At 53.1% G+C, this 13,605-nt stretch carries 6 protein-coding genes, 3 tRNA genes, 3 rRNA genes and 2 pseudogenes; 10 read left to right on the top strand and 4 right to left on the bottom strand.

The features are described 5' to 3' along the window. From ACEWZM_RS09035 to ACEWZM_RS09000, 8 genes are all read left to right on the top strand, one after another. A complete protein-coding gene (locus tag ACEWZM_RS09035; RefSeq protein ID WP_414006108.1) occupies nt 1-1,023 on the top strand; it encodes a transporter substrate-binding domain-containing protein in 1,023 nt (340 codons plus the stop codon). 932 nt (nt 1,024-1,955) lie between these two features. After that, nucleotides 1,956-3,419, top strand: a 16S ribosomal RNA gene (locus ACEWZM_RS09030). Nucleotides 3,420-3,570: 151 nt separating this feature from the next. Next, a tRNA-Ala gene (locus tag ACEWZM_RS09025) sits at nt 3,571-3,646 on the top strand. A 25-nt stretch (nt 3,647-3,671) separates the two neighbouring features. Continuing rightward, nucleotides 3,672-3,748: transfer RNA gene (locus ACEWZM_RS09020), tRNA-Ile, on the top strand. Between the two features lie 419 nt (nt 3,749-4,167). Continuing rightward, nucleotides 4,168-7,042 (top strand): 23S ribosomal RNA (locus ACEWZM_RS09015). A gap of 124 nt (nt 7,043-7,166) precedes the next feature. After that, nucleotides 7,167-7,281 (top strand): 5S ribosomal RNA (gene rrf / locus ACEWZM_RS09010). Together the 16S, 23S and 5S rRNA genes with 3 tRNA genes alongside form the textbook arrangement of a ribosomal RNA operon. A 179-nt stretch (nt 7,282-7,460) precedes the next feature. Then, nucleotides 7,461-7,537 (top strand) — tRNA-Met (locus ACEWZM_RS09005). 307 nt (nt 7,538-7,844) lie between these two features. Beyond that, nucleotides 7,845-8,585, top strand: coding sequence for a hypothetical protein (locus ACEWZM_RS09000; RefSeq protein ID WP_414006107.1), 741 nt, complete (start codon nt 7,845-7,847; stop codon nt 8,583-8,585). A 334-nt stretch (nt 8,586-8,919) separates the two neighbouring features. Here the strand turns inward: ACEWZM_RS09000 and ACEWZM_RS08995 are convergent, their stop codons facing one another. Continuing rightward, on the bottom strand, nt 8,920-9,057 hold the full coding sequence (locus tag ACEWZM_RS08995; RefSeq protein ID WP_414006106.1) for a hypothetical protein: 138 nt from the start codon (nt 9,055-9,057) through the stop codon (nt 8,920-8,922). Nucleotides 9,058-9,385: 328 nt separating this feature from the next. Between ACEWZM_RS08995 and ACEWZM_RS08990 the strand changes: the two are divergent. Beyond that, nucleotides 9,386-9,593, top strand: a pseudogene (locus ACEWZM_RS08990) (integrase core domain-containing protein); the annotation flags it as partial. A 190-nt stretch (nt 9,594-9,783) separates the two neighbouring features. Next, nucleotides 9,784-10,011 (top strand): hypothetical protein, encoded by a 228-nt coding sequence (locus ACEWZM_RS08985; RefSeq protein ID WP_414006105.1) that lies wholly within the window; start codon nt 9,784-9,786, stop codon nt 10,009-10,011. A gap of 177 nt (nt 10,012-10,188) precedes the next feature. On the opposite strand, the gene ACEWZM_RS08980 is transcribed toward ACEWZM_RS08985, so the two are convergent. The 3 genes and pseudogenes from ACEWZM_RS08980 to ACEWZM_RS08970 all read right to left on the bottom strand — a co-directional run bounded on the left by ACEWZM_RS08980 (nt 10,189) and on the right by ACEWZM_RS08970 (nt 13,069). Further along, nucleotides 10,189-11,337, bottom strand: a complete 1,149-nt coding sequence (locus tag ACEWZM_RS08980) for a trans-sulfuration enzyme family protein (protein WP_414006104.1) — start codon at nt 11,335-11,337, stop codon at nt 10,189-10,191. Between the two features lie 110 nt (nt 11,338-11,447). After that, the gene (locus tag ACEWZM_RS08975; RefSeq protein ID WP_414006103.1) at nt 11,448-11,912 is read right to left on the bottom strand and encodes a TetR family transcriptional regulator C-terminal domain-containing protein; all 465 of its coding nucleotides are present in this window, start codon (nt 11,910-11,912) and stop codon (nt 11,448-11,450) included. Nucleotides 11,913-11,994: 82 nt separating this feature from the next. Continuing rightward, nucleotides 11,995-13,069, bottom strand: a pseudogene (locus ACEWZM_RS08970) (IS3 family transposase). Between the last annotated feature and the right edge of the window lie 536 nt (nt 13,070-13,605).

Raw genomic sequence — 13,605 nt, 5'->3', positions numbered from 1 at the left:
ATGCTGAAACGTTTCGCAACACTGGCAATCATGTTGATGCTGGCTGTCGGGCTAACACCACATGCCGCCCAGGCCATCTGCAACGTCGACTACCGGGTGCAACCTGGTGACACGCTCTTTTCGATTGCGGAGACCCACTATAATGATCGCAGCCGCTGGACACTGATCTACTATAGCAATCAGCACATGCTGGAAGGTCCCAGCGTCATCCCGGGTAAGACTCTGCATATCCCGTGCACTCAGGAATCCTCCGCACCGGATGCGACGCCGCTGCGCAAGGATGACGCGGAAATGAAGCTGCTGACGGGCGGCGGATTTACACCCTTTACCGATCAGGCGCTGCCAGGTCAGGGGATGGTCACCGAGCTGGTCAATGCCGCGTTGGAACTGACGCCCGCTCCTGTCTCTTATTCCATTACATGGGAGCAGGACTGGTCTAAGCATTTATTCCCGATGCTGGATGAGAAGCAGTTCGATATGGGGTTTCCCTGGCTGAAGCCTGATTGTGCCACGACCCCTGGCGACGAGCGCTGTGTAAACTTTCATTTCTCAGAGCCGCTGATGACCATCCCGATCATGGTCTTTGTTCGGGCTGATGCGCCCTTCGACTTTAATAGTGATGCCGATATGCTGGGGAAAACTCTGTGTCGGCCAGAAGGGTATTACACCCACGATCTGGATCGCGGAGATCGCAAGTGGCTGAGCGAAGGCAAGGTCACCCTTGTACAGGCCGCAGACCCGGGAGCCTGTTTTCGTAAGCTGATGGCCCGAGAAGTCGACGCCGTTTCTCTGAACCTGTTCCTTGGTGCTAACACGTTGATCGCCGAAGGGTTGCGGGATCAGGTGATCCCGCTTGAGCGACCTCTGTCCGAAGAGGGGCTGCATGTCGTCATCTCAAAACGGCACTGGCGCGGCACGGCTCATCTGTACCGGATCAATGCGGGGTTGGAGGCGCTAAAGGCAGACGGACGCTTTCAAGAGATCGTTGCGCGACACTTGGAGCTGTTCTGGGCGCAATTGTAATAGTCTGAGTACGAAGCCGCCAGGCGCAGGCTTGTTGGCTTACGCATAGCGCCCACCTAAAATGGATACGCTTTATGTAAGGTCAAACGCCGCGTCCTGTCTGGGGCGCGGCGTTTACACATATATGGAGGGTAGCCATTTACGACGCTCCATATATCGCGCCTCTCTGGGTCTTTCATTTTATGTTTGGTTTGATTTTTGAGTGACTCGTTTTGTTTTAGGAGTGTTTGTCTGTGGATATGTTGTGTGAGTCTGTGTGTAAGTTGGCTTGGGATTGATTTTTGCATGTATCTGGTTGGGTTTTTTTGCTTGTCCGGTTTTTTTGCTGTCTTTCTTTTTGTCTAGTTTGTTGATTTTGTTGCATATTTTGGATTTGTTTATTGAAATGGGTAATTTTGTTGATTTTGGTGTTGCGGGTTTTGTTGAGTGGGCTTAGAACCCCCTTCACCGGCGGCGGGGACGCTGCTGGGTTGGCTGCTACGGTAGCCGGACTGGCCGGAGAGACGGTCTGCCGCATCGGAAAGACGGTGACATTATGGAGATTTTGTTGGCGGGCGTGCCATGAGAGTGGCGCATCTGTTGGTTATTGTCTCTTGGTGTATGCTCTTTGACATTGATGATATCTGAAGAGATATGTGGGCGGTTTGGTTCATTCGATGGATCAGCCTCTTCATATCAACGCTTTTAGCGATGCCCTGCGCTCAAGTAGCGAAGTGGTAGCGCGATAATAAAGTGTCAGCTTCACTGTTTGGACGGCTTCGGTTTCTTTTGAAACCAAGCACGAAAAACAGAGAAAGTTTTGATGTTCGTTTCGAGTTCCTAGCCGGGTTCGAAGCCGTGCTGACTGAGGTCCGTCCTTGGTTGGCGTCAGCGGTAGGACATCAAAGATGTGCAGAGGTTCGAACGTCAAGGATATGCCTGCAAGGGCATTTCAACTTGAGAGTTTGATCCTGGCTCAGAACGAACGCTGGCGGCAGGCCTAACACATGCAAGTCGAGCGCACTCTTCGGAGTGAGCGGCGGACGGGTTAGTAACGCGTGGGAACGTGCCCTTCTCTAAGGAATAGCCACTGGAAACGGTGAGTAATACCTTATACGCCCTTCGGGGGAAAGATTTATCGGAGAAGGATCGGCCCGCGTTAGATTAGATAGTTGGTGGGGTAATGGCCTACCAAGTCTACGATCTATAGCTGGTTTTAGAGGATGATCAGCAACACTGGGACTGAGACACGGCCCAGACTCCTACGGGAGGCAGCAGTGGGGAATCTTGGACAATGGGCGCAAGCCTGATCCAGCCATGCCGCGTGAGTGATGAAGGCCTTAGGGTCGTAAAGCTCTTTCGCCAGAGATGATAATGACAGTATCTGGTAAAGAAACCCCGGCTAACTCCGTGCCAGCAGCCGCGGTAATACGGAGGGGGTTAGCGTTGTTCGGAATTACTGGGCGTAAAGCGCACGTAGGCGGATCAGAAAGTATAGGGTGAAATCCCAGGGCTCAACCCTGGAACTGCCTTGTAAACTCCTGGTCTTGAGTTCGAGAGAGGTGAGTGGAATTCCGAGTGTAGAGGTGAAATTCGTAGATATTCGGAGGAACACCAGTGGCGAAGGCGGCTCACTGGCTCGATACTGACGCTGAGGTGCGAAAGTGTGGGGAGCAAACAGGATTAGATACCCTGGTAGTCCACACCGTAAACGATGAATGCCAGTCGTCGGCAAGCATGCTTGTCGGTGACACACCTAACGGATTAAGCATTCCGCCTGGGGAGTACGGTCGCAAGATTAAAACTCAAAGGAATTGACGGGGGCCCGCACAAGCGGTGGAGCATGTGGTTTAATTCGAAGCAACGCGCAGAACCTTACCAACCCTTGACATCCTAGGACCGCCAGAGAGATTTGGCTTTCACTTCGGTGACCTAGTGACAGGTGCTGCATGGCTGTCGTCAGCTCGTGTCGTGAGATGTTCGGTTAAGTCCGGCAACGAGCGCAACCCACATCCTTAGTTGCCAGCAGTTCGGCTGGGCACTCTAGGGAAACTGCCCGTGATAAGCGGGAGGAAGGTGTGGATGACGTCAAGTCCTCATGGCCCTTACGGGTTGGGCTACACACGTGCTACAATGGCAGTGACAATGGGTTAATCCCAAAAAACTGTCTCAGTTCGGATTGGGGTCTGCAACTCGACCCCATGAAGTCGGAATCGCTAGTAATCGCGTAACAGCATGACGCGGTGAATACGTTCCCGGGCCTTGTACACACCGCCCGTCACACCATGGGAGTTGGGTTTACCCGAAGGCCGTGCGCCAACCTTTCGAGGGGGCAGCGGACCACGGTGAGCTCAGCGACTGGGGTGAAGTCGTAACAAGGTAGCCGTAGGGGAACCTGCGGCTGGATCACCTCCTTTCTAAGGATGTATCTAGCTAGATCAGAGCTTGCTCTGTCTCGTGATACACTTAGCATAAGATCAGTATTCAAAACTGATCAACATCAGGACCAGGCCGTCCTCATATCTCTTCAGAACTGTCATGATCTTGCTTTGGTGCAGGATCTAGCAAGGGGCCTTAGCTCAGCTGGGAGAGCGCCTGATTTGCATTCAGGAGGTCAGGAGTTCGATCCTCCTAGGCTCCACCACTCATGCGAACGGCCCACATAGAATGGGTCGGTAGCTCAGGTGGTTAGAGCGCACGCCTGATAAGCGTGAGGTCGGAGGTTCAAGTCCTCCTCGACCCACCATTCTGCAAGAGACGATTTGATCGTTAAGCATCCTGAGATGTTTAACCGTCCAATCGGACCGGATCGATGTTCCTTCGGGAAGGTTGATCATATTGACATCGTTTAGAGAGATACAATCAACAACACTGTTGGTCACCCGTGTGAGGGATCGACCTCAGTTTGGTGCTGAAGATCATTTATTTGGTCTGATGCGAGCCTTTGCATTCCGCCCTTTTCCTCGGGCGCGCGAGGGTCTGCCGGATTGAAACCGCAGTGTTGTCCAAGTCAAGTACACTAACCCGGTTCATATTCCGCAAGGTTTATGAGCCATTGTTCACTTCTTCGGAAGTGAGCGGGAAAGTATGCTTTTGGTTCAGAATAAGGCCACAGTTTCTTACCAGCTTCTGTGGCGTGACAGTTCACTGTCTTTTTCTGGACCAGATCAAGCGCGAGAAGGGCGTTTGGTGGATGCCTTGGCAGTAAGAGGCGATGAAGGACGTGATACTCTGCGATAAGTCATGGGGAGCCGAGAATAGGCTTTGATCCATGAATTTCCGAATGGGGGAACCCACCTGACAGTTTGTTATTGTGACTCTGCATTTTGCGATGAGAGGCCAGTCCTTGAGTGGCAAAGCGGCAGGACATCAATAATGAGCTTAATCAGGTACTTAAGACCTGAATACATAGGGTTTTAAGAGCAAACCCGGGGAACTGAAACATCTAAGTACCCGGAGGAAAGGACATCAATATGATACTCCCCTAGTAGCGGCGAGCGAACGGGGACCAGCCGAGCCTTGAGTGTGAATAGAATGTGTTGGGAAGCACAGCCATAGTGGGTGATAGCCCCGTATATGAAGCATGATAGGACGTATTAAGTAGGGCGGGACACGTGAAATCCTGTCTGAAGATCGGAGGACCACCTTCGAAGGCTAAGTACTCCTTACTGACCGATAGCGAACCAGTACCGTGAGGGAAAGGTGAAAAGCACCCCGACGAGGGGAGTGAAACAGTACCTGAAACCGAACGCCTACAATCAGTTGGAGGCCCCTTGAGGGCTGACAGCGTACCTTTTGTATAATGGGTCATCGACTTGGTCTCACAAGCAAGCTTAAGCCGTTAGGTGTAGGCGCAGCGAAAGCGAGTCTTAATAGGGCGAATGAGTTTGTGGGATCAGACCCGAAACCGAGTGATCTAGGCATGGCCAGGTTGAAGGTGCAGTAACATGCACTGGAGGACCGAACCCACATCTGTTGAAAAAGATCGGGATGAGCTGTGCCTAGGGGTGAAAGGCCAATCAAACTCGGAGATAGCTGGTTCTCTGCGAAATCTATTTAGGTAGAGCGTCATCCGAATACCCCGGGGGGTAGAGCACTGGATGGGTAATGGGGCCCCACAGGCTTACTGATCCTAACCAAACTCCGAATACCCGGGAGTACTAGATGGCAGACACACTGCGGATGCTAACGTCCGTAGTGGAGAGGGAAACAACCCTGACCTACAGCTAAGGCCCCTAATTCATGGCTAAGTGGGAAAGCAGGTGGGATGTCCAAAACAACCAGGAGGTTGGCTTAGAAGCAGCCATCCTTTAAAGATAGCGTAACAGCTCACTGGTCTAATTAAGACGTCCTGCGGCGAAGATGTAACGGGGCTCAAGCCATGAGCCGAAGCTTAGGATGCACATAGTGCATGGTAGCAGAGCGTAGTGTGACATAGTCTCATGTCTCTTTTACTCATTTTATAATGAGTGCCGGAGACACGAGGCTTTCGATGAAGCGGGCGCGTGAGCGATCCCGTGGAGAGATCACTAGCGAGAATGATGACATGAGTAGCGACAAAGAGTGTGAGAGACACTCTCGCCGAAAGTCCAAGGGTTCCTGCTTAAAGCTAATCTGAGCAGGGTAAGCCGGCCCCTAAGGCGAGGCCGAAAGGCGTAGCCGATGGGAACTAGGTTAATATTCCTAGGCCAGGAGGATGTGACGGATTGTGAAGGTAGTTCATCCTTATCGGATTGAATGGGCTGCTGATCAGTCCCTGGAAATAGCCCTCCATGAGACCGTACCCTAAACCGACACAGGTGGACTGGTAGAGAATACCAAGGCGCTTGAGAGAACGATGTTGAAGGAACTCGGCAAAATACCTCCGTAAGTTCGCGAGAAGGAGGCCCGGTTCCAAGGCAACTTGGAGCTGGGGGCACAAACCAGGGGGTGGCGACTGTTTATTAAAAACACAGGGCTCTGCGAAGTCGCAAGACGACGTATAGGGTCTGACGCCTGCCCGGTGCCTGAAGGTTAAAAGGAGGGGTGAGAGCTCCGAATTGAAGCCCAGGTAAACGGCGGCCGTAACTATAACGGTCCTAAGGTAGCGAAATTCCTTGTCGGGTAAGTTCCGACCTGCACGAATGGCGTAACGACTTCCCCGCTGTCTCCAACATCGACTCAGCGAAATTGAATTGCCTGTCAAGATGCAGGCTTCCCGCGGTTAGACGGAAAGACCCCGTGCACCTTTACTACAGCTTCGCACTGGCATCAGGATTGTGACGTGCAGGATAGGTGGTAGGCATCGATACGTGAACGCTAGTTCACGTGGAGCCTCCCTTGAGATACCACCCTTCGCACTCTTGATGTCTAACCGCGGTCCGTTATCCGGATCCGGGACCCTGCGTGGCGGGTAGTTTGACTGGGGCGGTCGCCTCCTAAAGCGTAACGGAGGCGCGCGAAGGTTGGCTCAGAGCGGTCGGAAATCGCTCGTTGAGTGCAATGGCAGAAGCCAGCCTGACTGCGAGACTGACAAGTCGAGCAGAGACGAAAGTCGGCCATAGTGATCCGGTGGTCCCAAGTGGGAGGGCCATCGCTCAACGGATAAAAGGTACGCCGGGGATAACAGGCTGATACTGCCCAAGAGTCCATATCGACGGCAGTGTTTGGCACCTCGATGTCGGCTCATCTCATCCTGGGGCTGGAGCAGGTCCCAAGGGTACGGCTGTTCGCCGTTTAAAGAGGTACGTGAGCTGGGTTTAGAACGTCGTGAGACAGTTCGGTCCCTATCTGCCGTGGGTGTAGGATACTTGAGAGGAGTTGCCCCTAGTACGAGAGGACCGGGGTGAACGATCCACTGGTGGACCTGTTGTTGCGCCAGCAGCAGTGCAGGGTAGCTATGATCGGACAGGATAACCGCTGAAGGCATCTAAGCGGGAAGCCCCCCTCAAAACAAGGTATCCCTGAGGGCCGAGGTAGACCACCTCGTCAATAGGCCGGAGATGTAAGTGCAGCAATGCATTCAGTTGACCGGTACTAATCGCCCGATAGGCTTGATCTGTTCCAGTAACAGTCAGTGACACAATGAACCAAAAGCAAAACAAAACTGGACTTCATGTTGGTTGTATCTCGACGAGCGTCTCACAAAAATTGTGAAACATCGTCGATATATGGATTTTTCTCGGTTTGGTGGTCATAGCGCAAGTGAAACACCCGGTCCCATCCCGAACCCGGAAGTTAAGCACTGTTGCGCCGATGGTACTGCGTCTTAAGGCGTGGGAGAGTAGGTCACCGCCAAACCTAGTAAAATCCATAACTCTTAAACGATATTAATAACGAATACCCTTCAGACCATATCACCCTGAAGGGGACACGCAGTCGTGCTACAAGCAATACTGCAATAGTCCTAAACCGCCAAAATCGGCGATAGGACAAACAAAAGGGCTCAAGTAGCGTAAGCGATCGCCCAACAAAAGTGTCGCGGGATGGAGCAGCCCGGTAGCTCGTCAGGCTCATAACCTGAAGGTCGTAGGTTCAAATCCTACTCCCGCAACCAATCTTACAAAATCAAAAACACCTTAAAACAACGAAATAACGCCATAAAAACCGCCGATGGCGTTTTGACTCCTAAACCCGTGGAAGCACTCTGGAAGCAAGCGGAAACGTTTGGAGACGTGGCTGAAACGCTACGGCTCCAAGTGCCGACCGGACGCACCCAGCCATGGAAAGGGGAAACCGCCACAAGCCCTATGCATGAACGCGCATACCGCACGAAAATGCTGTGATCGCTGACAATCATCTAAACGAACTTTCCTCAATATCGCTACGTTGTGCGCTCTCACAAACAATGGTTTTGTGTGAGGATGGAAACCCTCGAAAACCTCCTGCAATTGCCCTATCAGACTCTCGCGATCTTGGTCGCGGGATACCTGTCCTATCGTCTAGCCTATACGGGCCGCGATACAACTCACCGTACGCTTGATACACTGGCGATTGCGTTGGTGTTTGCATTCGTGGCTCAGGCCGCGTCAGCGGGCTTCTTGATCCTCTACAACTGGAAATATCCGGTCCCATCAGGCGGCGCTTTGCCATTATGGGCGGGCTACGGGGCAAGCGTGGGCGGGATCATGGTTGCGCTAGTGGCGGCTGCGGTGTGGCGGCGGGTAAGTGTGAGTGCCGTTCCTGAGCTTCTGCGAAGTGCAGGCATATCATCGGCGGATAGAAATACCGCCGCATGGGAAACCGTCATCAATCGCGAAGATTCAGGGCCCTCTCAAATCACGGTTGTGAAGAAAGACGGTATGGCGCTGCAATGTGAGCGTCTGGACGATTTCAAAAAAGCGCCATTCGGCCCGATGATCTTGGGCCAAGACGGGTCTATTGCGATATACGTGACAGACTTCCGCGCGCCTGACTCAGATGATTGGGAAAAGGTAGACCCTTCGCACGGCGATTGGGGACCGGAAATCACAATTATTCCGGCGGGCGAAATCTCAGAAGTGCGAATACGGCACGCCCCATCACTTCTTGGGCGGTGGCGGCGAAGCCGGGGCGCTGGGGATGGGTCTGGCATTGTCGGGGATGTAGACGGGTCCGCCCCCTGACTGTGCTTGTATGCCTGACTGCGCTTCAAATGGCATAGCGTTACCTCTTGGGTGGCGGAGGCGAAGACGGGGCCGCAGGCATGGGGCGGGTGTTCGTCTCCGGGATCGGACGCGACGGCGGCGTTGTAGGACGCGGCGGCGTAGGCGGTGCGGAGGGTTCTCTAGTCATTGGTTTACCTCTTAGGCTTGGGAGGTGGCGACGATGCCGGTTTGCTGGCAACAGGTTTCTGTGACTTGTCAACAACGACAACTCTAGCAGTGGACAGCTTCGACGACGTGTTTGCCATGCTCTACCTCTTTGGTTTGGTCGGTGGTGTCGGTTTCTTGGCCATGCTCAGCGCTTCGGTTTAGGCGGCGGTGGCGCGGATGGTGCGCTTGCCATCGGCTGTTGCGAGTTGATCGAAATGCGCGAGTAATCCGGTTTAGCAACCATCATCTCGATTTGCTCAGTCTTGGTTTCTTCTTTGCTCATCTTCGCGCCATTCTGACTCAGTAGTTTTCCAGAATATAAGGAAAACATGACTTCGCTTCTAGCATGATCTGACCTAGAGACACTTGCCTAGCACAAGGTGTTGCGTGTTGCCATTCTATTGGAAGATTGGAAGATTGGAAGATTGGAAGATTGGAAGTCGCGTGGAGAAGTTTTCATTGCGCGAAAGGGGCTCCAAATGAAACTTTCCGCTAACGCGAAATTGTTATCTTGTTTGCGGCGCACGGCCACTCTTCAAGATGGATTGCCCTACGGAGCGTCTAAACTTTCAAGCCGGATACAGTCCGCTTCAAGGTGTCCGCTCTCATGCCTGTCTGGGAAAGGTAATTGTTATGACAATGCTGCCGTCGAGACCTTCTCCAAAACCATCAAAGCAGAACTTATTTGGCGGCATCCTTGGAGACGCAGCGCAAGGTTGAGATGGCCACCTTCAAATACATCAGTGGCCTCTACAATCCGCGTCGAAGGCATTCAGCACTGGCTTGAAAAACCCTGTCGCCTTCGAACGGAAACTGGCCAAAACAAGCACCTGGGGCGGCACAAAAACGCGACAGCTCCATATCTCTGCTACCGACCCCTTGGATGTAAGAGCTTGGCATAAGGCCGTGCAAGTAAAGGCGATAACTGTGCGAGACCAAACCGTCGGCCTCCTCGCCATCCTCCCAGGTGCTGTTGCCAGGTGCTGTTGAATGGGTGGTAGGAGACGAAGTGAATGAAGCGGTTATCGCTACACCCCACACAGGGAACGGTTACGCCGCAGAAGCCCAAAAGGCTTGGGCTGACACTGCGAAAGACCAAAGCCGACTGCTAGTCGATATGATTGATCGGCTTAACCCCGCATTCCGCAGGGCAGCGGAGGCGGAAGGGCGCAAAGCAATTCTAAACTACACGTTCTTCAGCCTATCAGTTGACGCTGAAGCAACCAACAAGCCGTAACTTACTTTCCGGCTTTCAGCAGTTAGCGACCTCAGAGTGACAGTTCTGGATTCCTACAGGAGAGTTGCTGGTTTTATGCCCACGCAAGTCTCGCAATCACGAAGAAATATCTCCGGCTGCGCAAAGCAGAGGTGTCACCGCGCAGTGCAAAGGGAACATGGCCTCGTACCCCTGAACCTAATCCTCTCGCTGTAACGCTTGATTCAGGTCCGAGATCAAATCATCGACGTCTTCAATTCCGATAGAAATCCGTAATAGGCTTTCGGGAATGCCAGTATGGGGTTCAATGGTGTGACGGTGTTCAACCAAGCTCTCAACGCCACCAAGCGAGGTTGCCCGGTGGAACAAGTTCAACCGTCCGGCAACCGCCAGCGCTGCTTCTCGACCGCCTTTGACAAGGAATGACATCAGAAACCCATAACCACTACTCATCTGTTGCTTCGCAAGCGTGTGACCTTCGTGGCTGGGCAGGCCAGGGTAAAATACGTCTTCGACTTCTGGATGGTTGGCGAGGAACTCGGCAATGGTCATGGAATTGGCACACATTTTCTCCACCCGTAGCGGCAGGGTGCGCATGCTGCGGACCAATAGCCAGGCTTCAAACGGGCCCATGACCGCGCCGGCTTCATTGCGATCCATGCAGATAGCCTCCCAGACTGGCGTCCGGGCGCGGGTGCTCAGGACGCCTCCTAGAACATCGGAATGACCATTGATCACCTTGGTTGCCGAATGCATGACGATATCTGCCCCTAGCTCTAGCGGGCGCGTCAGCAGTGGCGTGGCCGCAGTACTATCAACGACGAGAATAGCACCTGCGCATTCTGCAGCGGCCTTAGCCGCAGCGATGTCCACTGTTTTCAACCAAGGGTTTGATGGCGTCTCGACAAATACCAGATCTGCTTTGTGGTTGGTACAAATCGCTTTCAACGCAGCAATATCGCTGGCCTCGACTTCGTGCAGCGTGATCTCACGACGGGCACAGAAATCGCGGATCCATTTGGTGGTGCCCCAATAGATGCCTGACTGTATTATGACGGTGCCGCCATTGGAGACTGTGCGAAACACTGCGGCAATTGCTGCCATTCCAGACGGAAACAACTGCGTGTCTTCAGCCCCTTCCAGGCGTGACAGGATGTCCTCGCCAAGGCGTACAGCATCATTGTGAGAGCGTAGATAAACATTGTCCTGATTGACCAGCTGATAGTCTCGGTCACGCACAAAGGTCGTCGAAGGTTGCAGGGGAGGCACCACGCCACCGCTTGCCAAATCAATTGCACCCGCGGCCTGCGCGGCAATTGTGGCGGGTTTCATATCATTTCGCAGCATTGCAAAGCACTCCTTAGGCTCGTCGCCCCATCTTTGGAGTGCGAGCGCACCAAATTCAACGCGATATGGGCGCTACGAATAAAAGGTTAAGTGATCACCTAGCTATTCCGTCAGAAAGCAGCAGCTTCGTCGGGAAATAGGGTGCGCAGCAGTCCAAAGGTCGTCTCGAGTGCACGTTCGCGCGAATAGTCGTGTGGGAACAGATGCAGCTTTTGCCAGCAGCCATCAGTGAATGAGTCGATCCATTCCGCCGCTTGCACAGCGAAGGAAGCATCCTGTGGTGCCAGCTCGACGCATATCTCGCGAATGGCTTCGCTCCTGCGCGCTATGAACTCTTCGGTGACTTCGGCGTATTGTGGAGTGAACTTCTGCTCTCCCCAAAAGGCAAACCATACGGATAATGTCTCAGAGTTACAGATATCAGGTGAAAAATCCGCCTCGATTATGGCGCGTAGCCGGTCTGCCGGACCTTGTGTTGATTTTGAGAGCGTGGCCTGCCAGCGATCTTCGTATTTCTGGTATTGATCTCGAAGAGCTTCGGCCAAAAGCCCGCTCTTGGATTTGAAGTAAAACACAGCAACACTGTCCGTTGTCAGAGTTTTTGGAACCAATGGCTGCCTAATCTAAGAGAGGGTTTGGCTCATCTGGTTGGTTTGATTATGCGGCGTGCTGGCGGTGATGCAAGCGTCGCGCTTCGAGTGTCTTTCGTTTGATCCTTTCGCGTTGCCTTAGAATGGCTTTGTTGCGTCCGAAGTAGACGTCAGCGGGTGTGACGTTGTTGATGCTCTCGTGATAGCGCTGGTGGTTGTAGTGATCGACGAAGGCTTCGATCTGAGCTTCGAGGTCACCTGGCAGGAAATAGTTTTCCAGCAAGATGCGGTTCTTTAAGGTCTGGTGCCAGCGTTCGATCTTGCCCTGTGTTTGCGGATGATATGGCGCACCGCGAGAGTGCTTCATGCCTTTGTCCAGCAACCATTCCGCCAGATCCCCTGAGACGTAACTTGAGCCGTTGTCACTGAGCAGACGTGGCTTGTGAACGACGTGAACTTGGTCGCATCCAGATGCCTGCAATGCGAGGTCCAGCGTATAGGTAACGTCTTCAGTCCGCATGTTGGTGCAGAGCTTCCAGGAGACGATGTAGCGGCTGTAATCGTCGAGGACCGTACTGAGATAGAACCAGCCCCAGCCGAGAACCTTGATGTAGGTGAAGTCGGTCTGCCAAAGTTGGTTGATCCCAGTCGTCTTGTCTTTGAACTCGTTCGCTGCCTTGAGAACGATGAACGCCGGGCTGGTGATCAGATCATGCGCCTTCAGCACACGATACACTGTAGATTCTGACACGAAGTAGCGTTCCTGATCTGTGAACGTCACCGCGAGCTCACGCGGTGACAGTTCCGTTTCCTGCAGGGCGAAGTCGACAACCTTGCGCTTCACTTCGTCAGGCACGCGGTTCCAGACGTGCTTTGGCTTAGGAGATTGATCCTGCAACCCGGCCTCGCTGCAGGTATCGATCGTACCAACGATAGAACGTGGTGCGGGGGATGCCCTGCGATATACCCTCACAACGACACAACTCAGCGATGCTGTCCTCGCCGCGCAGGCCATCCAGCACGATCCGGATCTTCTCTTCGGATGAAGAGTGCCTGCCGGTCGCCCGTTTGATATCTTTGACGATCTTCTCGCCAGGGCTCTTCGTTGCCTTTCTCTTCGTCCACTCCTCAGTGGTTACGATGAGCAACAAACACTCTCTTAGCAAATGACCCTATTTGGACCCATAAGTGCTGACGTCAGACAGTCTGAACATCAGTCAAAATCGACCAAACTGATACGCTATAACGTATTTGAAAAAGTCATACGCCAAGTGGTATATCGATAAGATGTCCGCCACAGCGTATAGGGGTGCAGTGACCCTACTTTTCTATTCTCTGCGACTGTTCCAAGTCATCTGACGCGACCCACTGGCCAAACTGCCCGTTTCACAACAAGCTGGCCGATCTTGGGACGCGGTTTGTCGACGTAAGCGGCACTACTTGCTCAGGCGCTGAACCTTTGCGATCAAAGGCAGTCGCCATGTCCTCTATCGCTGTGCGCTTCCATGTTCCGAGCTGAATTGGATGCACGCCGTATTTCTTCGACAGTTCCTCCAGTTCCTTCTCATCTAGGATCGCTTCAAGCGCAACTTGGGCCTTCTACTCGGGCGAATGGTTCTTTCTTAATGACATCCGCCTTAACCGATGGTCCGAAATCCGGCGATAACCTCTGCGTCGC

The organism is Phaeobacter cretensis (genome assembly GCF_047372505.1).
Lineage (GTDB): Bacteria > Pseudomonadota > Alphaproteobacteria > Rhodobacterales > Rhodobacteraceae > Phaeobacter > Phaeobacter cretensis.
The sequence above is the reverse complement of the archived record's forward strand: the minus strand, read 5'-3'. Positions and strand labels throughout refer to the sequence as shown.